Origin of the sequence: Amycolatopsis rubida, assembly GCF_900115345.1 — a bacterium.
Lineage (GTDB): Bacteria > Actinomycetota > Actinomycetes > Mycobacteriales > Pseudonocardiaceae > Amycolatopsis > Amycolatopsis rubida.
Map to the genome: position 1 here is coordinate 1,782,736 of NZ_FOWC01000001.1, position 23,478 is coordinate 1,806,213.

Genomic DNA, 23,478 nt, shown 5'->3' on the forward strand with positions numbered 1-23,478 from the left:
CGGCGAGGCGTCGGGACCTGGTGCGCGAGGTTGTCCGTGAAACGCTCCTTGCGGGAATGCGATTCCGGCAAGGAGCCCTTCACGGACAACTACGGGAGCGGAGTCGTCCGGCCGGTGCTCCCCATCGCGCTGGCGGGCAATGCGACAGCGAACCCGCCACCCAGCGCCCCCATGCCGCATTGGGCCGGATCCCGGTCAGCCGCCGTGGTGGTGGCCGCCGCCCGGATGGACGTGGAACTTCGCCACCTCGGGCGGGTGCACGACGAACGGCCGCATCCATGCCTTCGTCCTCGTGGTCGAGGATGTGGCAGTGGTACATGAACTCGCCAGTGCCGCCGCTGAACTGGCCCGTGACGCTCACCCACTGTCCCGGGTCCACGATGATCGTGTCCTTCCACCCCTGCTCGTTCTTCTCCAGCGGGAGATCGGCGAACCCGTCGATCGGCTTGGCCGTGCGCTCGGCGGCCGGGTCGAACGGCGTGGTGAAGCCGCGGCGGAAGAGTGCCTGGAATTCGGTCAGGTGAATGTGGAACGGATGCGCGGGACCGCCGTTCGCGACGTGCACGATGTTCCACACGGCCCATTTGCCGTGGTTGACGAAGATGCCGGTGGTGTCGTCGAAGATCCGGCCCGCCATCCGGAACGTCTTCGGCCCGACCTGTTCGAGGTCCCACATCTCCGGATGGCCGCTGGCGTTGAGCAGCAGCGCGACCCAGACGTGGTCGTGGTCCTCCGGCAGCGTCGAACCGTGCTTGATCCGGACATGCGAGGACGAGAGCTTTGCGGGCACCTCGAACGAATCGTGCCGCGCGCGGCTGTCCACCCGGAACTCCAGGACGTCCGGTTCGACCCCGCCGAGGCGCGGATCGGCGTTGCGCAGCTTGAACCGGCTGAAGTCGATCAGCATGTCGAACCGCTCGGCGGGCGCGACGGTCAGGCGGACGGCGTCGTTCCGCGGCACGTTGTTCTCGTCGACCAGGTTCAGCGTGAAGAACCGCTCGTTGGCCGCGTTGAGCAGCCGGAAGCGGTACCACCGCGCACTGCCGTCGAGGTGCGGCCAGATCACGCCGTTGACCAGCGTGAACGGACCGGAGAACGGGATCATCGGCCCGTTCGGCACGTACGGGAACTTGTACAGCAGCTGCCCGGTGAGTGCTCCGGTCGCCGGGTCGGTGTCGAGGTTGCGGCCGGTCAGGATCAGCGGGAGCTCGCGATCGCCGCTGGGCAGGTCGAGCTCGTCCTCCTCGTCGTCGCGGATCAGGTGCAGACCGGCCAGGCCGGCGTTGTGCGCCCACCCGTCGTTGCTCGCGTTGGTGCGGGCGCCGTGCAGGTCCCCGCACGGCGACCAACGGGACCTTTCCGGCTATTTCGTTCGACCAGGAAATCCGCAGTTGTTTTCCGCTGCGCACTTCGATTGTCGGCCCCGGGAAATGTCCGGCATAAGTCCACAGTGTACTCGGCGGTAATTGCGAGCGCAGCCGTTGCCGCTTCGCCGCCATCGGAATGGTGATCACCGGCGGAACCGGCAGCGGGCCAAGGAACTTGGTGAGCCCCCAGTTCGGCCCGGCGATCGGTCCCGCGGTGGCCGACGATTTCGGTCATCAGGTTGTTCCCCCTTCGATAAAAGGGGCAGGAAGAATTGCGGAACGGCGAATACGCCGGAGCTTACGGAAAAGATTCCACCGAACCCCCTCGGTAACCGGTCGCGCGACTCCTCTCACATTACCGGCAATTTCCACGGTAGCTATTTTCGTCGGATGCCGCAGGTGCCTCGCGTGCGTGATAGGTTTTCGCGCATGAGCGAAGGCCGGTGGACGTATCTCTCCGACATGGACGGTGTGCTGGTCAAGGAGGAACACCTCGTCCCGGGGGCGGACGAGTTCCTCGACGAACTGCGAAGCAACGATATCGATTTCCTGGTGCTCACCAATAACTCGATCTACACCCCGCGCGACTTGCGGGCCCGGCTGCTGCGCACCGGTTTGGACATCCCCGAGGAGTCGATCTGGACCTCGGCGCTGGCGACCGCGAAGTTCCTCGCGTCGCAGCGGCCGAACGGCTCGGCGTTCGTGATCGGCGAGGCCGGGCTCACCACGGCGCTGCACGAGGTCGGCTACGTGCTGACCGAACGCGACCCGGACTACGTGGTGCTCGGCGAGACCCGCACGTACAGCTTCAGCGCGATCACGCGCGCGATCCGGCTGATCGAAGGCGGCGCGAAATTCATCGCGACGAACCCGGACGCGACCGGCCCGAGCGTCGAGGGCTCGATGCCGGCCACCGGGTCCGTCGCGGCGCTGATCGAGCGGGCCACCGGCCGCTCGCCGTACTACGTCGGCAAGCCGAACCCGCTGATGATGCGGTCCGCGCTGCGGCGGCTGGGCGCGCATTCGGAGTCGACGCTCATGATCGGCGACCGGATGGACACCGACGTGCACTCCGGGATCGAGGCCGGGCTGCAGACCATCCTGGTGCTCACCGGCATCTCGAACGAGGAGTCGGTGGAGAACTACCCGTACCGGCCGACGAAGGTGATCGGCTCGGTCGCCGACCTGATCGGGCGAACGCTCGACCCGTTCGGCGAAGGCTGACCGCCCACCGCCCGGGATCAGGGCATATCGTCGAACAATGAGCGTCTATGTGGTGGGTGACGTCCACGGGCACCGGGACGCCCTGGTTGACGCACTGCGCGCCGAGGGCCTTGTCGACAGCGACGGCAAGTGGGCCGGCGTCGACGACCGGTTGTGGTTCCTCGGCGACTTCACCGACCGCGGCCCGGACGGCGTCGGGGTGATCGACTTCGTGCGCGAGCTGCAGGAGCAGGCGGCGGAGTCGGGCGGCTCGGTGCAGATGCTGCTCGGCAACCACGAGGTCCTGCTGCTGGGGATGTACCACTTCGGCGACCGCCCGGTGCCGTCCGACTTCGGGCCGCGCAGTTTCGCGCGCAGCTGGGAGATCAACGGCGGCCTGCTGTCGGACCAGGACCGGCTCACCCCCGAGCACATCGAGTGGCTCACCGAACGCCCGCTCGTCGCGGTTGACGAGGACCATCTGCTGCTGCACTCGGACACCCTCGAATACCTCGACTGGGGCGAGGACCTCGACTCGATCAACGCCACCGCGCACGACATTCTCTCCGGCAGCAACATCGAGGCCTGGTGGGACGTGTGGCGGCGGATGACCACCCGGTACGCCTTCCGCGGCCCGGACGGCGAGGAGAACGCCGATCGGCTCCTCGGCGCACTGGGCGGTTCGCGGATCGTGCACGGGCACAGCGTGATCGCCGACCAGCTGGGCATCCACCCGACGCAGATCGAAGGCCCGTACCTCTACGCCGGCGGGAAAGCACTGGGCATCGACGGCGGCCTGTTCGTCGGCGGGCCGTGCCTCGTGGTGAAGCTGCCCTTCGAGCCGGAGGACTAGCTGGCCGCGTACCGCAGTTCGAGGATCCCGGACGGGAAGGCGGTGCTGGTGATCAGGCGCAGCCGCCGGGCTTCACCGAGTTCCGGGAACAGCGCCGCGCCCTTGCCGGTGACGGCGGGGAGCACCCAGAGCCGGTGCTCGTCGACCACGCCGAGCTTGGTCAGCGAGTGCGGGAATGCGGTGCCGCCCGAGGCGAGGAGATCCTCGCCTGCTCGGCCTTGAGCTTGGCGATCTCCTCCGCGAGCTCACCGCTGGCGATGCGGCTCTCAGTCCAGTCCGCGGTGGTGCGGGTGCCGGAGAACACGACCTTGGGGATCGCGTTCATCGCCTTGGCCGAAGGATGGTCTGAGGTGGGCCAGAAGCCTGCCACGGCTTCGTAGGCGATGCGGCCCATGAGGAAGGCTCCGGCCTCCCCGAGCTGGTCGACGAAGTACTTCTCCCGTTCGGGGTCGTCGATGGACATCATCGCGTCCCGGCTGCCGTTGTCGGCGCTCTTGCCGTCCAGCGAGACCTGGAAACCGAGGTGTCATGCGGCCTGGGCGCGCGACAAGCTCACCAAGACATGCCAGGAAGCCATCCAAGAAGCGACGCGCATTCGTGCGACGGCGGGAGGGCGGAGCCGGGCCGATTGGGTGGCCTGGAACCAGGCGCTGCCCAGTCTCTGGCTGTTCGGCGACGACCGTCTCGTGCGCGCCGCCGCGCGCGAAGGGGCGTCCTGAACGCCGAGCTGGCGATTCACCCGCCGCTGAACTCCCGGCCGGATGCCGTCCGCACGACCCCGGCTGGCAGCCCAAGCCCCTGGGCCGTCGCGGATCAAGCGAGAGCGGACCTCACGCGTTCACGATCTCCTTGCCAAGCGGCATCAGCGAGATCGGGATCATCTTGAAGTTCGCCAGCCCCAGCGGGATGCCGATGATCGTGAGGCACTGCAGCACGCCGGTGACCAGGTGGCCGATGCTGAGCCACAGTCCGGCGACCAGGAACCAGATCACGTTGCCGACGAACGAGCCGACCCCGGCCTCGCGCCGGTCGACGACCGTGCGGCCGAACGGCCACAGCGCGTAGTTCGCGATCCGGAACGACGCGATGCCGAACGGGATCGTGACGATCAGGACGCAGCAGACGACGCCGGCCAGCAGATAGCCCAGCGCCATCCAGAACCCGGCGAGGACGAGCCAGATCACGTTGAGGATCAGTCGCATCAGACGTACAACTCCCCGCTCATTACGGTGACGGCCTGGCCGCGCAGCAGCACACGGTCGTCGCGGACTTCGGTGCGCACGGTTCCGCCTCGGCCGGAGATCTGCTGTCCGACGAGGGTGGGTTTGCCCAGTTGCCGCGCCCAGTACGGGGCCAGCGAGCAGTGTGCGGAGCCGGTGACCGGGTCCTCGTCGACGCCTACTCCGGGGCCGAAGAACCGGCTGACGAAGTCGTCGCCGGCCGCGGTGACGATGAGCCGTCCGGTCCAGGTGGCGCGGAGGGCGTCGAGGTCCGGCTCCGCGTTCTGGACCGCTTCGACGCTGTCGAGCACGGCGAAGAGGTTCTCGCGAGCCCGCCCGGTGAACTTCGCTGGCAGGTCGAGGATGTGCGCGAGGTCTTCGCCGGTCTCGACGGGCGGGTCGGCGGGGAAGTCCATCTCGATCCAGCCGTTGGCCTTGGTACAGGTCAATCGGCCGCTGAGGGTGTCGTAAACCTGGTGTCCGCCAAGAACATGCGTGACCGCGACGGTGGCGTGCCCGCAGAGGGAGACCTCGTCGGTCGGGGTGAACCAGCGGAGCGATTTCGCGCCCTCGCCCGCGTCGACCACGAATGCGGTTTCGGAGTGCTTCATCTCCGCCGCGACCTGCTGCATCCACCCGGCGTCCGCGGGCTGTTGGAGCACGACGACGCCTGCCGGATTGCCGGCGAAGGCTTGGTCGGTGAAGGCGTCGACTAGGTGGAATCGCATGAAGCCGATCCTGCCCTGCCGCACGCGGGCCAGACATCGGGGATTAGCCCTGAATTCTCAGCGCACGCCCTCTTCGATGGTCTCCAGCAGCCACTTCCGCAGGTGCGCGCCCGTCGACGGCGTGAAGTGCAGCCGGAAACCGCCGTCGGACAATGGTTCCGAGAACGTCAGATACCGTCCGCCGTCGGTGTCGACGAACGTCGCCGTCGAGACCGGGCGGAGCGTGCCTTGCCCTGGCCGCAGCGAAAGTTCCACGGTTCCGTGCCGGTGCAGCGGCCATTGCGAGTACCCGGCCAGCGCGTCGCGATCCTGGCGTGACGGTGCGGGAGCCTCGGCGTTGCGCTTCGGCGGCGGGGCTTGGGTGATCGCGACCGGGGAAACGGGCAGCGCCGGATAGGGCGGGAACATGCTCAGCACCAGATCCACCAGCCGCTCCGGCCGGACCTGCCGGAAGCGGAGCCCGTCGTCGACCTGTTCCGAGAACACGCCGAGGCCCTCGCCGATGCACGCGCGGTACAGCACGGTCCCGGACGACAGTTCGGCCGCGCGCACGATGATCAGCACGTCCGGCCTCGTCCAGGCGCGCAGGGTCGCTTCGACATCCCGGTCGAGTTTCTCCGCGTCGGCCAGCCCCCGGCCGCGCAGCGCGGTCCACGCTTCTTCGGCCAGCCGGTTGTGCTCGGTCATCGTCGCGCCCGCGCTGCGGATCTCGAACGGATGCCACGACGCGGGCAGTCCGGTGCGCCGCACCGCCACGTCGGTCTCGGTCCAGCCCAGGGAGAATTCCTCTGGCAACGTCCCAGTCCCCTCGTGCACGAAACAACCCGCACCGAGGGTAGCGGAACGCGCACGACGATCAGCCGCTCGTGCGAGCGCACCCCATAACTAGGGTGGCGGAAAGGTCCGAAATCGCGCTTAGACTCGGGCTCGTCGACGAAGACCGCCACGGGAGGCACCGATGCCTGACGCGCCTGCACTGCCGAGTTACGCCTCCGGGACCTCCAGCGTCCCCCTGCTCGGCGACACGATCGGGGACAATTTCGACCGCACGGTGGCCGCGTTCGGCGACCGGGACGCGCTCGTCGACCGCGGCGCAGGCGCCCGCTGGACCTACCGCGAACTCGCCGCCGAGGTCGACACCCTCGCGCACGGGCTGCTGGCCTCGGGCATCGGCAAGGGCGACCGCGTCGGCATCTGGTCGCCGAACCGGGCGGAATGGACGTTCCTCCAGTACGCGACGGCGAAAATCGGCGCGATCCTGGTCAACATCAACCCGGCCTACCGCTCGCACGAACTGCAGTACGTGCTCAACCAGGCGGGCATCCGGCTGCTCGTGGCCGCGGACAAGTTCAAGACCTCCGACTACGCGGCGATGATCGAGGAGGTCCAGCCGTTCTGTCCCGGCCTGGAAGCGGTCGTGCTGCTCGGCACCTCGTCGTGGACCGAGCTGATGGAGTCCGGCCGCGGCGGCGACGCGGAGCGGCTCGCGCGGTTGCAGGCCGGGCTGTCCGCGGACGATCCGATCAACATCCAGTACACGAGCGGCACCACCGGTTTCCCCAAGGGCGCGACGCTCAGCCACCACAACATCCTCAACAACGGCTATTTCGTCGGCGAACTGTGCAATTACACCGAGGAGGACCGGGTCTGCATCCCGGTGCCCTTCTACCACTGCTTCGGCATGGTGATGGGCAACCTCGCGTGCACCAGCCACGGTTCGTGCATGGTGATCCCGGCCCCGGCGTTCGACCCGAAGGCCACGCTCGCCGCGGTCGCCGCGGAACGCTGTACGTCGCTCTACGGCGTGCCGACGATGTTCATCGCCGAGCTGAACCACCCCGAGTTCGAGACGTTCGACCTCGGCTCGCTGCGCACCGGCATCATGGCCGGATCGCCGTGTCCGGTCGAGGTGATGAAGCAGGTCATCGACCGGATGGGGATGACCGAGGTGTCCATTTGCTACGGCATGACCGAGACGTCGCCGGTGTCCACGCAGACCCGCGCCGACGATTCGGTGGAGCGCCGGGTGTCCACGGTCGGCCGGGTCGGCCCGCATCTGGAGTCCAAAGTGGTCGATCCGGAAACCGGGCTGACGGTGCCGCGCGGCACTCCTGGCGAACTGTGCACTCGCGGCTATTCGGTGATGCTCGGCTATTGGCAGGAGCCGGAAAAGACCGCCGAGGCGATCGACGCCGCGCGCTGGATGCACACCGGCGACCTCGCGATCATGGACGACGAGGGCTATCTCAACATCACCGGCCGGATCAAGGACATGGTGATTCGCGGCGGCGAGAACATCTACCCGCGCGAGATCGAGGAATTCCTCTACACCCATCCGGACGTGCTGGACGCGCAGGTGATCGGCGTGCCGGACGCCAAGTACGGCGAGGAACTGATGGCCTGGATCCGGATGCGCGAGGGCGCGGAGCCGTTGACCACGGAAGCGGTGCGCGAGTTCTGCCAGGGCAAGTTGGCGCATTACAAGGTCCCGCGCTATATCCACGTGGTCGAGGAATTCCCGATGACAGTGACCGGGAAGGTGCGGAAGGTCGAGATGCGCCAGCAGTCGGTGACTTTGCTGGGGCTGGAGCAGGCGGCGTCGCAGAAGCACGCGTGAGCCGGACCGGCGGCCGTCCACATCGGACGGCCGCCGGTCCGGGTCACACGGAAGCCGCTGCCGCGGCGGCTTCGGCGAGGGCTTTTTCGTCTTCCTCGCCGAAGGTGTCCTCCAGTTGTTCGGGCGAGTAGTCGAGGTCGATCTGCTCGACCGGCGTGCCCCGTGCGGATTCGATCGCTCCGAGGCGGCGCTGGGCGCGGTCGGCGGCGTACTGGATCAATTCCTCGGGGTCGTTGTCGAACGGGACTTCCTCGAACTGGTCCTGCACCCACTGGATCATCCCGAGCGCGTGCGGCAGCAGTTCGCCCATGCGTTCCTGCACGGCGTCCCACATCGCGTCGTCCGCGGCGACGTGCCTGCGGCAAGTAAACGTGCCCCACGCCATGTGGCGGCGTTCGTCGTCGCCGATGCGGCGCACCAATTCCTGCATTCCCGGCAGGATCTGGTTCTGCGTGCAGATCAGCTGCCACGAGTAATACCCGGTGAGCGCGAGGCTGCCTTCGATCACGTGGTTGTACGTCACGCTCGCGCGGATCTGGTTGAGCGGACTGGGATCGTCCTCCAGCGCACGCAGCGACTGCGGCAGTTCCTCGTAGAAAAGCTTGCGATAGTGCGGGTTTTCCGCGACGTAGGAGTGCAGGTCGCCGTCCAGTCCGACGGCGTCCATCCAGCGCCGGAAAACCTCGACGTGCTTGGCTTCCTCGAAGCAGAACTGCGTCAGGTACATCTCGTCGCCGAACCGGCCGGTCGACGACATCGCGCGCATGAACGGCTGGATGTCCTCGGTCACCGCCTCCTCGCCCGCGATGAACTGCGCCACGAGGTAGGTGGTCGAGCGCTGCTGCTCGGGCGTCAGGCTTTCCCAGCCCTCGCGTTCCTTGCCGAAATCGAGGTCCGCCGGGTTCCAGAACTTCTTGTTGCCCTTGACGAACAGCCGCAACGGGAACGAGTCCCAGTTCAGCCCGCCCTTGCGCAGGGACGAGAATCCGCTGCGCAGCTCCGGAAGCGTCTCGGTCATGACTGGCCCTCTCGTTTCACTCCATTGTGGACGAATTGGTCGATGGCGGGGGCGAGCACCGCGAGGACCGACTCGGCGGCCTCGGCCGCGGAATGCGTCGGCAGCACCAGGTGGCTGAGCGACAGCCGGACCACCGTTTCGGCGAGCAGCGCGGCGGCTTCCGGGGTGAGCCGGGGTTCCAGCGCGAGGTACTGCTGTGTCGCGAGTTCGGCCGACGCGGTGAGGATCGGTTCGCCGCGCGAGGTCAGCAGGGGGAGCAGATCCTCGCCGGCCTCGGTGCCGAGCGCCGCCGCGATCAGCCGGTTCTCCCTGGCGTGTTCGATCGTGTAGACGACCGCGCCGCGGATGCCCGTGAGCAAACTCTCGGCGTCCTCGAACCGGCAACGGATGCCGTCGAGGAATTCCGCCGCGACGCGCAGCGCGACGGCCTGCGTGAGCGCCGCCTTGCTGCCGAACTCGTTGTAGACCGTCTGCCTGCTGACCCCGGCTTTCGCCGCCACGTCGGCCATCCGGAGACCCTGGTGGCCGCGATCGGGGAGCAGGTCCGCGGCCGCGTCCAGCAGCGTCTCGCGAAGCGTCGCCTTGGTCCGCTCGGTGAAGCTGGTCACATCGCCAGCTTGACACAGACTGAATCTGTGTCAAGAACCTTTACCTGGATGGTGCACGTGTACAGCGGCCCGCCGGAACTGTCGGTCCGGGCAGCTACCGTGTGGGACGTGGGCATCACGGTGGGGTTCGACCTCGACATGACATTGATCGACCCGCGGCCGGGCATGGTCGCGGCGATGAACGCGCTCGGCAAGAAGTCCGGGTTGTCCTTCGACGGAGAGGCGTTCGCCTCGAACCTCGGGCCACCGCTCGATCAGGCGCTGCGCGATTTCGGCGCGCCCGAGGACCGGATCCCCGAGCTGATCTGGCAGTTCCGCGAGCTCTACCCGGAGACGGTAGTGCCGAGCACGGTCGCGCTGCCCGGCGCGGCCGAGGCGCTGCGGGCGGTCCGGGCGGCAGGCGGGCGGACGGTCGTGGTCACCGGGAAGTACGGGCCCAACGCGCAGCTGCACCTCGACGCACTGGGGATGAAGGTCGACGCACTGGTGGGCGAGCTGTGGTCCACGCAGAAGGCGGCGGCCCTGCTGGAACACGAGGCACGGGCGTACGTCGGCGATCACCTCGGCGACGTACGGGGCGCGCGAGCGGCCAACGCGGTGTCCGTGGCCGTCGCGACCGGGCCGTGCACCCGCGAGGAACTGGCCGCCGAAGGAGCGGACGTGGTGTTCGACTCGCTGGTCGAGTTCCCGGAGTGGTTCGCCAGGACGTTTGTCGAGACGGCGGTGTAACCGCAGGTCAGCCGTGCTTTCCGGCGCGGGCCTCCTGGATCAGCGCGATCAGGCCGAGCAGCAGGCCGAGCGGGGTGATCACCCCGGCGGCCGCGCTGAGCCACACCGGCAGGTTCTCCAGTCCGGCGGCGAACATCACGAACACCGTCGCCACCGCGAGCATGCCGATGGCGAACAGGCCGATGCCGAGCCGCATGAGGATCGGTTTGCCGGTCTGTTTCGCTGCGTTCTCCATGGGGTGAGAGTAACGGGACTATCCGCTTCTCCCCAGCGGCTGTGGCGAGATACGCTTATCGGACGCGCGCCTCGAGATCGCTCGGGGCGCGTTCGTCGTGACCTGCACAGCAGAAGGACTGGTGAGGGAAGTGCCGACCGGCAAGGTCAAGTGGTACGACGCGGAGAAGGGGTTCGGCTTCGTCACGCAAGACGGCGGTGCGGACGTCTACATCCGCAAGGCCGCGCTGCCCCACGGCGTGGAGGGCCTGAAAGCCGGGCAGCGGCTCGAGTTCGGCGTGGCCGACGGCAGGCGCGGACCGCAGGCGCTCTCCGTCCGGCTGCTGGACCCGCCGCCATCGGTCGCCGAGGCGCGCCGCCGTCCCGCGGAGGAGCTGCACGGCCTCGTCGAGGACATGATCAAGCTGCTGGAGCTGAAGGTCCAGCCGGACCTGCGGCGCAACCGGTACCCGGATCGCAAGAACACCAAGCAGATCGCGGAGATCATGCGGGCGGTCGCGCGCGACCTCGACCCCTGATCGGCAGCCCCTGCTTCGACTTTGATGTCCGTGAGGGGAACTCTGAGGGAATCAGAGTCCCTCAGAGTTCCCCTCACGGCTTTTCGAAGAATCAGGCAGGCTGGACCTGCAGCGACCACAGCGCCGTCGTGACCGCTTCCGCGTCGTTCGGGTCGCCGGTGCGGCTGACCACCGACGCCTGCGCGATCTCGACCACCACGATCTGGTCCTCCTTCGCGGGCGGGGTCGCGGTGTAGGCGTAGCGGTCGCGGGAGGTGATGATGGCCTCCTTGAGCGGCTGGGGCTCGCCCTTGCCGTTCACGTACTGCACGGTGACCTTCCACGGCGTGTCGGCGATCTCCTTCGGCACCGAGATCTGCACCGACCGGCCCGGCCGCACCTTGAGCTTGCCGGTCGCGCCGGGGTTGGCCGCGCAGACGCCGGATTTGATGTCGCAGTTGCCGATCGGGGCGACGTTGATCGTGTGCCCGTCGGCGTAGAAAGTCACCTCGGCCGGGCCCGGCGCGGAACAGCCGGCCACCGCGAAACCACCGGCCGCGAGCACGGCCACCACCCGGGAACGTCGCATGGCCCGAGATTACCGGCGGCCTCGCGCGGGCCCCGGAGCGGGGAAGCTGCCGGTCGGCTCTGGGCGCAATGGGCGATTGCCGCCGAGTCCGGGCAGCAGCGAACCGCCGCGCTGCACCAGGAACGTCTGCGTCAGGCCGACCGCCAGCAAGAGCGTCACGACCAGGAAGCCGACCCAGTACGTCGGCGGCAGCAGCAGCCCGACCGCGCCGCCCATGCACCACGACAGCTGCAGCACCGTCTCCGAACGCCCGAACGCCGAGGCGCGCGACTGCTCCGGCAGGTCCTCCTGGATCACCGCGTCGAGGCTGATCTTCGCCAGCGCGCTGGCCGTCGCGCCGATGAGACCGACGATCGCCGCCGTGGCGAGGCCGGGCAGCAGCGTCGCGATCAGCGTCGTCACGACACATGCCGCCACGCAGGCCACGATCACCTGGTCCGCCGAACCGAAGTGCAGCCGCGAACCCAGTGCGTTGCCGACGAATCCGCCGACGCCTGCCGCCGCGCCGATGATGCCCAGCAACAGCAGCTGCACGAACGGGCTGTGCCCGGCGTGTTCGGTCTGTGCCTTCACCGCGAAGGCGGCGAACATCATCAGGAAGCCGGTCAGCACGCGGACGGAACCGTTGCCCCACAAGGCAACGACGATGTGCCGTCCCATCGGCTGGCGCTGCCGCTTCTGCTTCGGCTCCGGCCGCGCGGACAGCGACGTCGGGACCTCGCCCTCGGTCACCTCGACCCACGACGGGATCCGCATCGACTGCACGGCCGCGGCCACGCAGATCACCGCGGTGAACCACAGCGCGCCGGAGGAGTTGGTGAGGCTGCTCACGCCGCTGGCCAGCGCACCGAACACGCCGCCCGCGATCAGGCCGAACACGGTGATCCGCGCGTTGGTCTTCGACAGCGTGATCTCCGGCGGCACCACGCGCGGCGTGACCGCCGCCTTCAGCACGGTGAACGACTTCGACAGCACCATCATCCCGAGCGCCGCCGGGTACAGCAGCCAGTCGTCGAAGTGCAGCGCCATCACCACGGCCATCAGGCCCTGGCCGATCGACGCGACGCACATCGCGAGCCTGCGGCCGCGCTGGATCCGGTCCAGCGCCGGGCCGATCACCGGCGCGACGAGCGCGAACGGCGCGATCGTGATCAGCAGGTACAGCGCGACCTTGCCCTTGCTCTCGCCGCTGGTCGCGGCGAAGAACAGCGTGTTGGCCAGCGCGATCGCCATCGCGGCGTCGCTGGCGTAGTTCAGCATCACCGCGTACATCAGCGAGGTGAGGCCGGACTTGTCCGCGCCGTCTGCCTTGGTCGCGCGCTGGAACGCGCCGATCGCCTGTCCGCTCAGCTGACGGCTGCGCAGCGCGGCGACTCGCGTGACGGTGAGCTTCTTCGGCAGCTTCGGGACCGACCCCGCGCCGGGGACAGCGGTGGTGTTGAAGGCTTCGTCCTGCTCGTCTTCGACGCGTGGCTCGCCCGCGTAGCCGCCGGTGTCGTAGTACTCATAGCCAGCGCTGCCGGGACGGTCCTCGTTCGGCCGCGGGTGGACGGGCTCGGTGCGGTGGTCGCGCGGCGGGTACGGCCGGGCACCGCGCGGGGGTGGCGGCGGACGGTGTCCCATCGGGACGGCACCGGTGGGTGCTTCCTCGGCGTTCGGCGGGGACGGCGGCGCGTCGTCGTAGAACGCGCTGCGCGGCTCCGGCCGTCCGGGATAACCGCGCGGAGGGCGCTGATCGACGTGCTCGGTCCGCGGTTCGGCCGGGCGGCCTCGGGGAGGTTCGGGCTGGATGCGTTCTGGACGAGCCCGCGGCGGCTCCGGCGCGTACTCCGGCGGAGTCTGGCGAATGCGCTGGTCAACGGCCTGATCGACCCGGGTCGGCGGGGTGTCGCGCCACGAGCGGGCCTGCGCCGCGCCGGGCTCGGGAGTCCAGCGGCGCTTCTTCTTCCCACGGCCTTTGCCCGACTGCCCGCCGAGGGGGCTGTCGGAACCGGAGCGCGAGCTGAAGAGGGCCACGGTTCAATCCTGCCTCATCGAGGTCCCGCCCCGCCCGCTCACGTGCCGGTTCGCTGATTTTCCGGGACGAACTTCACGCGGAACGACGACGGCCACAGCTTCCCGGTGAGGAGGAATTCATCGGTCCCGGGGATCGCGGCGATGCCGTTCAGCACGTCCTCGCCGGGCCGGGACGGCGTGCGGAGCCGGCCGGCGTCGATCTTCGCGGTGATCCGCCCGGTGGTGGCGTCGATGCGCAGAATGGTGCCGGTCTGCCAGACGTTCGCGTAAACGATGTCGCCGACGCACTCCAGTTCGTTCAGCTGGTCCTGGCCGACCTCGACGGACCCGGTGACCGCAAACGTTTGCGGATCACGGAAGGTGAGCATCGACGACCCGTTGCTCATCACCAGCCGTCCACTGGGCTGGTGACAGAGACCCCAGCCCTCGCCGTCGTAGCGAACGCGCCGAAGTTCGGCGAGCGTCTGGGAGTCGCGCTCGATCGCGATGCCGTCGCGCCAGGTCAGCTGCCACAGCTTCGGTCCGAGCACCGTGATGCCCTCGGCGAACAGCGGCGACGGCACCGTCACCTGTTTGGCTGGTGTTCCACCGGCCGGTCCCGCGGTGAGCGCGGACTGCCCTTCGAGCCCGCGACTCTCATACAGCGTGCTGCCGGAGTATTCGAGTCCTTCGGTGAAGGCTGTCGAGTCGTGCGGCAGCGTCCCGAGCACCTGAACGGTGAGCTGTTCGGGCTGGGCGGGCGTGGCTTGGGTGCCCGCGCATCCGCCGAGCAGGGCGGCGGCCACCAGGGGCCAGACGATCCGGGTTCGCACGAGGAACAGCCTGGCACGGGCGGCGCGGATGCGTGCGGCACAATTGGGGGCATGACGCTGCTGTTGACCCTGGACGACGGCTCTCTCCACCGGAAGCTCGCGGACGCCGTCGAGGCGGCGCGGGAGGCCGTGCTGGCGGAAGCACCCGCTGACCAGGTCGGCCAGCACGTCGGAGTAGAGCGCGAGGACGCGGTCTCCGCGAGCCACCTCTTCGAAGCCTCGGTGCCCGGGTACCGAGGCTGGCGCTGGTCGGTCACCGTCGCGGTGGCCGGGCCGGACGAGCCGGTCACGGTGAGCGAGCTGGTGCTGCAGCCGGGCCCGGCTGCCTTGGTCGCGCCCGTCTGGGTGCCGTGGGAGCAGCGGGTGCGCGCCGGAGACCTCGGCGTCGGCGACCTGTTCCCCGCGGACAAGGACGACCCGCGCCTCTCGCCCGCGTACCTCCAGTCGGACGACCCGGCCGTCGAGGAAGCGGCGCACGAGGTCGGCCTCGGCCGGGTTCAGGTGCTTTCGCGCTACGGCAGGCTGGACGCGGCCGCCCGCTGGCACGGCGGCGAGTTCGGCCCGCGTTCGGACATGGCCCGGAGCGCGCCCGCGACCTGCGGGACCTGCGGGTTCTTCGTGCCGCTGGCGGGGTCGCTGCGCGGTGCCTTCGGGGCGTGCGCGAACGACATCGCGCCTGCGGACGGGCACGTCGTGGACGTGGCCTACGGGTGCGGGGCGCATTCGGAGGTGCGGGTCGAGGTGACGTCCTCGGTTCCGGTCGCGGAACTGGTTTACGACGATTCGCTGATCGACTTCACGCCCGCTCCGGAGGCGGCTCCGGAACCGAGCGTCGTCGCGGACCCCGCGGTGGTGGAAGAGGCGGCGGCCGCGGCAGCCGAGGAGACCGCTGCGGTTCCGGCTGCGGAGCCGGAGGCGGCTGCGGAGGTGGCGGTCGAGGAGGCCGCCGTCGAGGTGGCTTCGGATGTTCCCTCGGATGCTGTCGAGCCGGTTGCTGAGGCTTCGGAGGCGGGCACTGCTGCTGACGTGGTCATCGAGGCCGTTGCTCCGGACCCCGCGGGTTCGGCCGACTCCACGCAGCAGGATGACTCTGACGGGAGCGATGTCCTCCGGTGAACGAGGTCGCCGGGGGAGCGGCTGATCCTTTCGGGACAGTCCGGCTGCGGGAAGCGGTGCTGAGCGCCTGGCGCGATTCGCCCACCCGCTTCACCGAAGACACCAACTCGGAACGCGACCTGCGCGTCGGCGCTTATCGCGACCGGTTGTTCGTCGAACTCGCACAGAACGCCGCCGACGCCGCGCAGCTCGCGGGCGAACCGGGCCGGATCCGGGTGTCCGTTGCAGGCGGTGAGCTGCGGTTCGCCAACACCGGCGCGCCGCTGGACACCCGAGGGGTCGAATCGCTGGCGTCGTTGCGCGCGTCGGCCAAGGAAGGGACCGTCGGCCGGTTCGGGGTCGGCTTCGCGGCCGTCCTGACCGTCACCGACGAGCCTCGGGTGGTCTCGACCTCGGGTGGGGTCGCGTTTTCCGCGCAGCGCACCCGGGAGGAATCCGGCCGGGACGGTGACGTTCCGGTGCTGCGGCTGCCGTTTCCCGTCACGGAGCAGCCGACTGCCGGATTCGCCACCGAAGTGCGGTTGCCGCTGAAGGAATCCGGGCAGGGTCTGCTCGACGGCCTGGCGAACGAGATCGAGGACCTTCTGCTGGCCCTGCCGTGGCTCGCTGAGGCCGAAGTGGATGGTCGCAAGTGGACGCGAAGCGGCGAAGGGATCGTCGAGATCACTTCGCCGACCGGGCAACGGCGTTGGTTGAAGCACGGGGTCTGGGCGGTTCCGGTTGACGCTGAGGGCGTGCCGCAGCCACTCGAAGACGATTTGCTGCACGCGCCGACGCCGACCGACGAAGGCCTTTCGCTCCCGGCTCGGTTGATTGCCGAGGTGCCGCTGGAGCCGTCTCGCCGCCGGGTGCTTCCCGGTGCCGGGCTCACCCGAGCGCTGGAGAAAGCGGCGAGTGAATACGTCGATCTGGTTCGGGCGGTACCAGCAGCGCATCGGCCGATCCTGGTCCCCGCCGCGGGATTCCCGCAGTCCACTGTGGACGCGCAACTGAAAGACCTGGTCTACGCCTCGCTCGCGCAAGAACCCTGGCTGGCCACGGTAGCCGGTCAGGAAGTCTCCGGACAGCAGGCGCGGGTACTCGACATCGATGGGCTGGCTCCGCTGCTGGCCGACGTCATTCCTGGCTTGGTGCAGGCGAATCCGCGGCTGCTCAAACCGGTCTCCGCGCACCTGCTCGGCATCGGCGACGTCCTCGAAGTCCTGACTGGCATCGACCGCGAGCCCGACTGGTGGCAGAAGCTGTACGCGGAGCTGGCGGTCGCGGTCGAGAGTCACGCACTCAGCGCGAATCAGCTCGACGGACTGCCGGTCCCGTTGTCGGACGGGCGGACGTTGCCGGGCGTCAAGGGCGCGCTGCTGGTCGACGGCAGCAGTGAACTCCGCGAACTGCTGTCTGATGTGGATGTTCCGGGCCTCCGGCTGGTGCACCCGGGTGCGGCACACCAGTTGCTGGAACTGTTGGGAGCCAAGCACGCCGACGCGCGCCAGCTGCTCGAATCCGAACAGCTGCAGTACGCGGTCGAGCACAGCGTCGCCGATGTTCAGTCCGGTTTGGACGGAATGAACCTCGCCGGTGCGGTTCTCCGGCTGGTCACCGATTGCGGCGATCAGGCACCGGAGTGGATCGGCGCGCTGGCGCTGCCCGCGGCGGAGGGCTGGCGACGCGCGGACGAGCTGGTGCTCCCGACCTCGCCGTTGCTGGACGTGATCGACCCCGAGGTGTTCGAGCCCGGCGGCGCGCTTTCCGTGCTGGAGGAGGAGTTCGCGGAGGACTGGCCGACCGGAACCCTCGTCGCGGCGAAGGTGCTCGACCGGTTCGCGGTCGTGCTGGACGAGGATCCGCACGAACCCGACCACCACCTCCCGGACGAGGAGCAGTGGTGGGATTCGTTCGAGCAGCCGCCGACGACGGTCGGGTCCATTCGGGACCTCGACCTCGTCGCGGACGACGCCTGGCCGGACGCGCTCAGGTTGATCGCGTCCCGTCCGGAAACGTGGCAGGCACTGCACAACCCGGACGGCCACGCGGGCTGGTGGCTCGCGCGGTACGCCCTGCTGGCCGGCGAAGCACCCGGCGCGTGGCGGCTTGCTTCGGCGACCGCGCTGGCGGGTCTGTACGACCCGGTTCCCGACCTTGAGCTGAGCGACGATCTGCTCCGCGCGGTGGGCGTCCGAACCGGACTGGACCTGGAGACCGCGGAAGACGTCACCGATCTGCTCGAACGGCTCGGCGACCCAGGCCGCACCCCGACGCCGGGCCTGGTGGCCCGCGCACACGCGGCGTTGGTGGCCGCGCCGATCGACATCTCCGACGTCGACGCGCCCGCACGAGTCCGCGCGGCGGACGGGAGCGTGGTCGAGGAAGCCGTGGTGCTGGACGTCCCGTGGCTCGCCGCGGCCCTCGATCCGGCGAAGATCCTCGTCGCGCCCACCGAACCGGAGCGGCTGGCGGAACTCCTCGACGTCCCGGTCGCGAGCAGCCTGAAAGCCGAGGTCGAGAGCACCGGCGAGTACGTCGCGTGGGCCGGCCTGCCCGCCCTCGCGCTCGCCGCGGACCAGCTCGGCATCGTGCTGCCGGACGGTGGCGTGCTGCTGCACGATCCGCTCACCGTGTCGGTCGAGGGCGCAACGGTGGAGGTCCCATGGTGGTCGGACGACCGGCTGCACGCGGCGGACACGTCCGAGGGGCTGGCGCGCGCGTTCGCCTGGGCGAGCGATCGCTGGGGCGAGCGGTATCGGATCACGGCGTTGCTGGAAGACCCGGCGCCGCAGACCCTGCTGAACTGACTTCGTGCGTGTTGATCCCGGTGAGAACCGTGATCAACACGCACGAGCCCTAAAGCCGCTGCGCCGACTTAGACCCGCGCCGAGCCGCCGCCCGCTGCCAAAAAATAATCCCGAACCCGATGCCTCCCAGCACAATCCCCGCCGCACACGTCTGCACCCACACGCCCCCGCTGGTGAAGAAGAGCACCACGAGCGCGACAAGCCAGAGCGCAGTACCTACGATCACCACCGGCGTCAGGTCGGTGAGCCGCTTCGGCAGGTCCGGCGTGTGCCGCAAGCCAGCCGGAGCGTCCGGTGCACTGGTCGGTTCGTCCACGGTGCCGAGCTTACCCGGGACGGAACAGCGAGACAGGCGGGGAAATGGCGGAGCAGCGCGAACGGGCCGGGTCCACACTGGACCGCTTCTTCCGGATCAGCGAACGCGGGTCGAGCACCGGGCGGGAGATCCGCGGCGGCGTGGTCACGTTCGTGACGATGGCCTACATCGTGGTCCTCAACCCGCTGATCATCGGCAGTTTCGCGGCCGACACCCCGTCCGCGCACCAGGACGTGCTCGGCCACATCCTCCCGGTGCCGCAGGTCGCGGCGGTGACCGCGCTCGTCGCGGGCGTGCTGACGATCCTGATGGGCCTGGTCGCGAACTATCCGTTCGGCATCGCCACCGGGCTCGGCATCAACAGCCTGCTCGCGGTCACCATCGCGCCGCAGATGAGCTGGCCGGAGGCGATGGGCCTGGTGGTCATCGAGGGCGTGATCATCGTCCTGCTCGTCCTCACCGGCTTCCGGACCGCGGTGTTCCGCGCCGTGCCGCCCGCGCTCAAATCCGCGATCGCGGTCGGCATCGGGCTGTTCATCTGCCTGATCGGCCTGGTCGACGCCGGGTTCGTGCGCCGGCTGCCGGACGACGCGCACACCACGGTGCCGGTCGGGCTCGGCATCAACGGTTCCATCGCTTCGTGGCCGACCGCGGTCTTCGTCGTCGGGCTGCTGCTCACCGCGGTTCTCGTGGCCAAGCGCGTCAAGGGCGCGATCCTGATCGGCGTGCTCGGCTCGACCGTGCTCGCGATCGTGGTCGAGGCGATCGTGAAGGCCGGACAGTCGAACGGCACCGACCTGAAGGGCTGGAACCTCGGCTACCCGGCGCTGCCGGACAAGGTCGTCGGGCTCCCGGACCTGTCGCTGGTCGGCGACGTGTCGTTCGGCGCGTGGACCCGGCTGCCGATCATCACCGTGGTGCTGCTCGTCTTCACCCTCGTGCTCGCGGACTTCTTCGACGCCATGGGCACGATGACCGGCCTCGGCAAGGAAGCCGGTCTGGTCGGCAAGGACGGGCAGCTGCCGAACGTCGGCAAGGCGCTGTTCGTCGAGGGCCTCGCGGGCGCGGCGGGCGGGTTCGGCTCGGCCAGCTCGAACACGGTATTCGTGGAATCCGCGTCCGGTATCGCGGAGGGGGCGCGGACCGGTCTGGCGAACGTCGTGACCGGTCTGCTCTTCATCGCCGCGATGTTCCTGACCCCGCTGTACCAGGTCGTGCCGGTCGAGGCGGCCGCTCCGGCGCTGGTCGTGGTCGGCGCGCTGATGATGGCGCAGGTCCGCGACATCGACTTCACCGATTTCACGATCGCGCTGCCCGCGTTCCTGACCATTGTGGTCATGCCGTTCACCTACTCGATCGCCAACGGCATCGGCGCCGGATTCGTGAGCTACGTCGTGATCCAGGCGGTCACCGGCAAGGTCAGGAAGGTGCACCCGCTGATGTGGGTGATCGCGGTGGCGTTCGTCGCCTACTTCGCCGTCGGGCCGATCGAGGCCGCACTCAGCTGACCGGCGGACTGTGCCGATCGTTACTGGTCCGACCACAGTCACGGCCTCATGGCTTTTGTGGCAACGGTTACGTTGCCGAGCGGGGGCCGGCCTGCTTTTGGCCGGACTAGTAAACCGGCGGCACAGGTCGTGAGGTATGCTAACTATATGTCCGGCGACCCGCACGAGCGTTCACTGGCGAGCCGCTTGCGTCTCGCGGTGGTGCGGCTCAACCGCCGTCTCCGGGCACAGCGGGTGGCTGACGACGTGTCGCTCACACAGATCGCGGCGTTGTCCACCCTGCACAAGTGCGGCCCGCTGACCCCCGGTCAGCTCGCCGCGAAGGAAGGCGTCCAGCCGCCCTCGATGACGAGGGTCATCGCCGCGCTCGAGGAGATGGGGTTCGTCGAGCGCAGGCCGCACCCGACCGACGGCCGCCAGGCCATCGTCGAGCTGTCCGATGACGGGCGCACGTTCGTGCGCAAGGCCATCTCGGTGCGGGAGGCGTGGCTGGACCGGCAACTGGCCGAACTCGGCGAGGAAGAGCTCGAAGTGCTCTCCCGAGCCGCGGAGATCATCGACAGGATGGCGGGGAACTAGCACAGGTGACCACCACGGGTAGCGAAACAGGATGTCCGGCCGAATCCACTGCTACCCGGGACACGGCACCGCCGCCGTCCAGTTCCGCTCCACCCGGCCCCGCTCCCGCGTCGGCCGGGAAATCGTCTTCCGGCGAGGAGCCTGGCAGCTCCCCGGAAACCAAGACCCGGCGCACGATGTTCTCCTCGCTGCGTGTGCGGAACTACCGGCTGTTCTTCAGCGGCCAGGTCATCTCGAACATCGGCACCTGGATGCAGCGCATCGCCCAGGACTGGCTGGTGTTCACGCTGTCGGGCAACGACCCGGTGGCGCTCGGCATCGCGGTCGCGCTGCAGTTCATCCCGACGCTGCTGCTGTCGCTGTGGGCGGGCGTGCTCGCCGACCGCGTCGACAAGCGCAAGCTCCTGATGATCATCCAGGCGGCGAACTGTCTGCAGGCCGTGCTGCTCGGCGTGCTCGACCTGGCCGGCGTCGCCCAGTTGTGGCACGTCTACCTGCTGTGCGTGCTGCTCGGGACGACCTCGGCGATCGAGGTGCCGACGCGGCAGTCGTTCGTCGCCGAGATGGTCGGCCGGGACCAGGTGGCGAACGCGGTCGCGCTCAACTCGTCGATCTTCAACATGGCCCGCATCGTCGGACCGGCCATCGCCGGGTTCGCGATCACCTGGGTCGGGACCGGCTGGCTGTTCATCGCGAACGCGGCGAGCACGCTCGCGGTGATCACCGGGGTCGCGCTGATGAACCCGGCGAAACTGTTCCGCGGCCCGGCGATCCCGCGGGCCAAGGGCCAGCTGATGGAGGGCCTGCGCTACGTGCGCGGACGGCCGGACCTGGTGACCGTCATGGTGCTGATGTTCTTCGTCAGCACGTTCGGCATCACCTACTTCACATCGCTGCCGATCGTCGCCGCGAACGTCTTCCACACCCAGGCCGACGGATACGGCCTGCTGTCGACGCTCGTCGCGGTCGGCACCTTCACCGGCGCGCTGGCGTCCGCTCGGCGCGGCGTGAAGAGCCGCCCGCGGGTGCGGCTGATGCTGGTGTCGGCGGCGCTGCTCGGGGCGTTCGAGTTCATCACCGCGTTCATGCCGACGTATCTGGCGTTCGGGATCGGGCTGATTCCGCTCGGGTTCGCCACGATCACCTTCCTGAACACGGCGAACGCGCTGGTGCAGACATCGGTGTCGCCGGAGATGCGCGGCCGCGTGATGGGCATCTACGTGCTGGTGCTGATCGGCGGCAACCCGATCGGCGGGCCGATGACCGGCTGGATGGCCGACGCGTTCGGCGGCCGGTCGCCGTTCTACATCGGCGGCGCGGTTTCGGCGATCGCGGCGGTGGTGTGCGCGGTGGTGCTGATCCGGCGCGGCGGCGTCCGGGTGCCTCGACGGCTCGGCAACGGCCTGCGCATCCTGACCCGGGAACGGGTCTGACCTGCGTAAATGACTGTCCGGGGGTAGCGGAGACCGCCGAAAGTTGTCACTCGGGCGGGTGAGACCGAGGTCTCCGCTGGGACAGTCTTGCCTCGGTTGGTGAGGTTAGGCTAACCTCATACATGTCCGCTTCGTGGTGGGAGCGGCAGTCAGTTCGGGAACGGACAGAGCCCCGCAACCTGGGAACCCCGGGATGCGGGGCTCTGTTCATGGTCGGGGGGCGGAGCGGATTCGGCAAGGGGGCTCAGCGAGTGGGTCACGAGGCGGTCAGTGCATCGCCTGGATGCCGAACGGGCCGCATGGGCAGCCGCGGCAGCCGCAGGCCGAAATACACGTGGTACGCCATCCGCACGGCATCGTCGTTCGGCAGCAGCACCTCGTGGCGCACGCCGTCGACCGTCTCGATCAGCCGGTCGACGGACAGTGTCACGCGGCCCTGGGCGGTCGGGCGGGAGCAGGTCAGAGTCTGCGTGAAGTGCGACTGCGGCGACGTCGACTGCCACCACGCCATCGGCGCGAAGTCCGCCAGCTGCCGCGGGCGGCGTTCGAGGCGGTACTCGGGCTTGCCGTCGCGCAGGACGTCCACGTCGCCGTACGGAGCGTCCAGGAGGAGGTATTCGCCCTCTGGATCGCTCTGCGGCTCGACCGCGGACAGTGCGAGCGGCTGCCGGCTGAACCTGCCGAAGCCGACGTCCACCAGGTACTGCTCCTGGTCGAGTTGGACGAGGATGGCGGCGTGGTCCAGTGGCGGTCCGGGCACTCCGGCGTCGTTGAAGACGCGAGCCGCGTGCAGCGTCGCGGTGAAGCCCAGCTCTCGCAGCAGAGCGGCGAAAAGACCGTTCAGCTCGTAGCAGAATCCGCCGCGGCGACGGCGCACGAGCTTGTCGAAGAGTGCTTCTTCGGTGAGTTCGATGGGTTCTCCGAGGTGCACGCTGAGGTTCTCGAACGGGACGTGCATCAGGTGCCGCTCCTGCAGCAGGCGCAGCGCGGCCAGGTCGGCCGCGGAAGGCACCGGCAGGTCCAGGCGAGCGAGGTAGGCGTCGACGTCCATGGGTTCCACTCTCACACCTCCAGTGCACTCCAGGTCAAGCGAAAAACGGGGCCCGGCCTGATCCGCCAGGCCGGGCCCCGGGGCACCGCTGGCCTCAGCTGAGCAGGAGGCCGTTGCCGCCGGCGACGGCGTTGTCGAAGCGCTTGCTGATCTCGGCCCAGTTGAAGATGTTCCACAGGGCGTTGACGTAGTCCG

25 protein-coding genes and 2 pseudogenes are annotated in these 23,478 nt (G+C 68.9%); 11 read left to right on the forward strand and 16 right to left on the reverse strand.

Annotated features, from left to right (window positions below):
- Positions 1-79: 79 nt before the first annotated feature.
- Positions 80-1,120 carry a multicopper oxidase family protein gene (locus BM362_RS08775; protein ID WP_244287069.1) on the reverse strand — a complete coding sequence of 347 codons (1,041 nt, stop codon included), beginning with the start codon at positions 1,118-1,120 and terminating at the stop codon, positions 80-82.
- Positions 1,121-1,406: 286 nt separating this feature from the next.
- Positions 1,407-1,499, reverse strand: a pseudogene (locus BM362_RS50460) (multicopper oxidase domain-containing protein); the annotation flags it as partial.
- Between the two features lie 297 nt (positions 1,500-1,796).
- On the opposite strand from BM362_RS50460, the gene BM362_RS08780 reads away from it, so the two are divergent.
- Positions 1,797-2,591 carry an HAD-IIA family hydrolase gene (locus tag BM362_RS08780; RefSeq protein WP_067594752.1) on the forward strand — a complete coding sequence of 265 codons (795 nt, stop codon included), beginning with the start codon at positions 1,797-1,799 and terminating at the stop codon, positions 2,589-2,591.
- 37 nt (positions 2,592-2,628) lie between these two features.
- The gene (locus BM362_RS08785; RefSeq protein ID WP_067594749.1) at positions 2,629-3,423 is read left to right on the forward strand and encodes a metallophosphoesterase; all 795 of its coding nucleotides are present in this window, start codon (positions 2,629-2,631) and stop codon (positions 3,421-3,423) included.
- Here BM362_RS08785 and BM362_RS49880 read toward each other — a convergent pair.
- Together BM362_RS49880 and BM362_RS49885 are read right to left on the reverse strand one after the other, a co-directional pair.
- On the reverse strand, positions 3,420-3,587 hold the full coding sequence (locus tag BM362_RS49880) for a dihydrofolate reductase family protein (protein WP_342029793.1): 168 nt from the start codon (positions 3,585-3,587) through the stop codon (positions 3,420-3,422). The genes BM362_RS08785 and BM362_RS49880 overlap by 4 nt on opposite strands.
- Positions 3,584-3,886, reverse strand: a complete 303-nt coding sequence (locus BM362_RS49885) for a dihydrofolate reductase family protein (RefSeq protein WP_280142715.1) — start codon at positions 3,884-3,886, stop codon at positions 3,584-3,586. Before BM362_RS49885 ends, BM362_RS49880 begins: the two co-directional genes overlap by 4 nt.
- On the opposite strand from BM362_RS49885, the gene BM362_RS08795 reads away from it, so the two are divergent.
- Positions 3,879-4,142 (forward strand): hypothetical protein, encoded by a 264-nt coding sequence (locus tag BM362_RS08795; protein WP_093572660.1) that lies wholly within the window; start codon positions 3,879-3,881, stop codon positions 4,140-4,142. The two genes, BM362_RS49885 and BM362_RS08795, sit on opposite strands and share 8 nt — an antisense overlap.
- Before the next feature lie 111 nt (positions 4,143-4,253).
- On the opposite strand, the gene BM362_RS08800 is transcribed toward BM362_RS08795, so the two are convergent.
- The 3 genes from BM362_RS08800 to BM362_RS08810 are packed head-to-tail and all read right to left on the reverse strand — an operon-like array spanning position 4,254 to position 6,187.
- Complete coding sequence (locus BM362_RS08800; RefSeq protein WP_067594745.1) at positions 4,254-4,625, reverse strand: YccF domain-containing protein; 372 nt, start codon at positions 4,623-4,625, stop codon at positions 4,254-4,256.
- Positions 4,625-5,371 (reverse strand): PhzF family phenazine biosynthesis protein, encoded by a 747-nt coding sequence (locus tag BM362_RS08805; RefSeq protein WP_093572661.1) that lies wholly within the window; start codon positions 5,369-5,371, stop codon positions 4,625-4,627. The genes BM362_RS08800 and BM362_RS08805 overlap by 1 nt, the downstream gene beginning before the upstream one ends.
- A 57-nt stretch (positions 5,372-5,428) precedes the next feature.
- A complete protein-coding gene (locus tag BM362_RS08810; protein WP_093572662.1) occupies positions 5,429-6,187 on the reverse strand; it encodes an ESX secretion-associated protein EspG in 759 nt (252 codons plus the stop codon).
- Positions 6,188-6,329: 142 nt separating this feature from the next.
- Between BM362_RS08810 and BM362_RS08815 the strand changes: the two genes are divergently transcribed.
- A complete protein-coding gene (locus BM362_RS08815; RefSeq protein ID WP_067594735.1) occupies positions 6,330-7,988 on the forward strand; it encodes an AMP-binding protein in 1,659 nt (552 codons plus the stop codon).
- Between the two features lie 43 nt (positions 7,989-8,031).
- On the opposite strand, the gene BM362_RS08820 is transcribed toward BM362_RS08815, so the two are convergent.
- On the reverse strand, positions 8,032-9,006 hold the full coding sequence (locus BM362_RS08820) for a R2-like ligand-binding oxidase (RefSeq protein WP_093572663.1): 975 nt from the start codon (positions 9,004-9,006) through the stop codon (positions 8,032-8,034).
- Positions 9,003-9,614, reverse strand: coding sequence for a TetR/AcrR family transcriptional regulator (locus BM362_RS08825; RefSeq protein ID WP_093572664.1), 612 nt, complete (start codon positions 9,612-9,614; stop codon positions 9,003-9,005). Before BM362_RS08825 ends, BM362_RS08820 begins: the two co-directional genes overlap by 4 nt.
- A gap of 108 nt (positions 9,615-9,722) precedes the next feature.
- Between BM362_RS08825 and BM362_RS08830 the strand changes: the two genes are divergently transcribed.
- The gene (locus tag BM362_RS08830; RefSeq protein WP_067594820.1) at positions 9,723-10,343 is read left to right on the forward strand and encodes an HAD family hydrolase; all 621 of its coding nucleotides are present in this window, start codon (positions 9,723-9,725) and stop codon (positions 10,341-10,343) included.
- A gap of 7 nt (positions 10,344-10,350) precedes the next feature.
- On the opposite strand, the gene BM362_RS08835 is transcribed toward BM362_RS08830, so the two are convergent.
- Positions 10,351-10,578: a hypothetical protein gene (locus tag BM362_RS08835; RefSeq protein ID WP_067594726.1), complete on the reverse strand. Its 228-nt coding sequence runs from the start codon at positions 10,576-10,578 to the stop codon at positions 10,351-10,353.
- 130 nt (positions 10,579-10,708) lie between these two features.
- Between BM362_RS08835 and BM362_RS08840 the strand changes: the two genes are divergently transcribed.
- Positions 10,709-11,095, forward strand: a complete 387-nt coding sequence (locus BM362_RS08840) for a cold-shock protein (protein ID WP_037718500.1) — start codon at positions 10,709-10,711, stop codon at positions 11,093-11,095.
- A 91-nt stretch (positions 11,096-11,186) separates the two neighbouring features.
- On the opposite strand, the gene BM362_RS08845 is transcribed toward BM362_RS08840, so the two are convergent.
- From BM362_RS08845 to BM362_RS08855, 3 genes are read right to left on the reverse strand one after another with little or no spacing between them, the layout of a single operon-like run.
- Complete coding sequence (locus BM362_RS08845) at positions 11,187-11,663, reverse strand: DUF2771 family protein (protein WP_167545232.1); 477 nt, start codon at positions 11,661-11,663, stop codon at positions 11,187-11,189.
- Positions 11,664-11,672: 9 nt separating this feature from the next.
- Positions 11,673-13,679 (reverse strand): MFS transporter, encoded by a 2,007-nt coding sequence (locus tag BM362_RS08850; protein ID WP_093572665.1) that lies wholly within the window; start codon positions 13,677-13,679, stop codon positions 11,673-11,675.
- 38 nt (positions 13,680-13,717) lie between these two features.
- A complete protein-coding gene (locus BM362_RS08855) occupies positions 13,718-14,491 on the reverse strand; it encodes a glutaminyl-peptide cyclotransferase (RefSeq protein ID WP_093572666.1) in 774 nt (257 codons plus the stop codon).
- A 51-nt stretch (positions 14,492-14,542) separates the two neighbouring features.
- On the opposite strand from BM362_RS08855, the gene BM362_RS08860 reads away from it, so the two are divergent.
- The gene (locus BM362_RS08860) at positions 14,543-15,607 is read left to right on the forward strand and encodes a DUF3027 domain-containing protein (RefSeq protein ID WP_093572667.1); all 1,065 of its coding nucleotides are present in this window, start codon (positions 14,543-14,545) and stop codon (positions 15,605-15,607) included.
- Positions 15,604-18,396 (forward strand): sacsin N-terminal ATP-binding-like domain-containing protein, encoded by a 2,793-nt coding sequence (locus BM362_RS08865; protein WP_093572668.1) that lies wholly within the window; start codon positions 15,604-15,606, stop codon positions 18,394-18,396. Before BM362_RS08860 ends, BM362_RS08865 begins: the two co-directional genes overlap by 4 nt.
- Before the next feature lie 49 nt (positions 18,397-18,445).
- Here BM362_RS08865 and BM362_RS08870 read toward each other — a convergent pair whose 3' ends face one another.
- A complete protein-coding gene (locus BM362_RS08870) occupies positions 18,446-18,673 on the reverse strand; it encodes a DUF2530 domain-containing protein (protein WP_067594707.1) in 228 nt (75 codons plus the stop codon).
- Positions 18,674-18,756: 83 nt separating this feature from the next.
- Between BM362_RS08870 and BM362_RS08875 the strand changes: the two genes are divergently transcribed.
- From BM362_RS08875 to BM362_RS08885, 3 genes are all read left to right on the forward strand, one after another.
- Entirely contained in the window at positions 18,757-20,220 is a 1,464-nt protein-coding gene (locus BM362_RS08875) for an NCS2 family permease (protein WP_093572669.1), read from the forward strand.
- A 147-nt stretch (positions 20,221-20,367) separates the two neighbouring features.
- Positions 20,368-20,799, forward strand: coding sequence for a MarR family winged helix-turn-helix transcriptional regulator (locus BM362_RS08880; protein WP_067594703.1), 432 nt, complete (start codon positions 20,368-20,370; stop codon positions 20,797-20,799).
- Between the two features lie 176 nt (positions 20,800-20,975).
- Positions 20,976-22,232: an MFS transporter gene (locus tag BM362_RS08885; protein WP_093572670.1), complete on the forward strand. Its 1,257-nt coding sequence runs from the start codon at positions 20,976-20,978 to the stop codon at positions 22,230-22,232.
- A 256-nt stretch (positions 22,233-22,488) separates the two neighbouring features.
- On the opposite strand, the gene BM362_RS08890 is transcribed toward BM362_RS08885, so the two are convergent.
- Both BM362_RS08890 and BM362_RS46130 read right to left on the reverse strand, forming a co-directional pair.
- Entirely contained in the window at positions 22,489-23,283 is a 795-nt protein-coding gene (locus tag BM362_RS08890; protein WP_067594697.1) for an arylamine N-acetyltransferase family protein, read from the reverse strand.
- Between the two features lie 94 nt (positions 23,284-23,377).
- Positions 23,378-23,478: pseudogene (locus BM362_RS46130) on the reverse strand (Fe-Mn family superoxide dismutase); the annotation flags it as partial.

Coding starts and splice junctions, on each gene's coding strand:
- BM362_RS08785 (WP_067594749.1), top strand. CDS start 2,629: ATGAGCGTCTATGTGGTGGGTGACGTCCACGGGCACCGGGACGCCCTG.
- BM362_RS08795 (WP_093572660.1), top strand. CDS start 3,879: ATGGACATCATCGCGTCCCGGCTGCCGTTGTCGGCGCTCTTGCCGTCC.
- BM362_RS08880 (WP_067594703.1), top strand. CDS start 20,368: ATGTCCGGCGACCCGCACGAGCGTTCACTGGCGAGCCGCTTGCGTCTC.
- BM362_RS49885 (WP_280142715.1), bottom strand. CDS start 3,886: ATGTCCATCGACGACCCCGAACGGGAGAAGTACTTCGTCGACCAGCTC.
- BM362_RS08860 (WP_093572667.1), top strand. CDS start 14,543: ATGACGCTGCTGTTGACCCTGGACGACGGCTCTCTCCACCGGAAGCTC.
- BM362_RS08890 (WP_067594697.1), bottom strand. CDS start 23,283: ATGGACGTCGACGCCTACCTCGCTCGCCTGGACCTGCCGGTGCCTTCC.
- BM362_RS08845 (WP_167545232.1), bottom strand. CDS start 11,663: ATGCGACGTTCCCGGGTGGTGGCCGTGCTCGCGGCCGGTGGTTTCGCG.
- BM362_RS08780 (WP_067594752.1), top strand. CDS start 1,797: ATGAGCGAAGGCCGGTGGACGTATCTCTCCGACATGGACGGTGTGCTG.
- BM362_RS08835 (WP_067594726.1), bottom strand. CDS start 10,578: ATGGAGAACGCAGCGAAACAGACCGGCAAACCGATCCTCATGCGGCTC.
- BM362_RS08820 (WP_093572663.1), bottom strand. CDS start 9,006: ATGACCGAGACGCTTCCGGAGCTGCGCAGCGGATTCTCGTCCCTGCGC.
- BM362_RS08875 (WP_093572669.1), top strand. CDS start 18,757: ATGGCGGAGCAGCGCGAACGGGCCGGGTCCACACTGGACCGCTTCTTC.
- BM362_RS08800 (WP_067594745.1), bottom strand. CDS start 4,625: ATGCGACTGATCCTCAACGTGATCTGGCTCGTCCTCGCCGGGTTCTGG.
- BM362_RS08805 (WP_093572661.1), bottom strand. CDS start 5,371: ATGCGATTCCACCTAGTCGACGCCTTCACCGACCAAGCCTTCGCCGGC.
- BM362_RS08815 (WP_067594735.1), top strand. CDS start 6,330: ATGCCTGACGCGCCTGCACTGCCGAGTTACGCCTCCGGGACCTCCAGC.
- BM362_RS08885 (WP_093572670.1), top strand. CDS start 20,976: ATGTTCTCCTCGCTGCGTGTGCGGAACTACCGGCTGTTCTTCAGCGGC.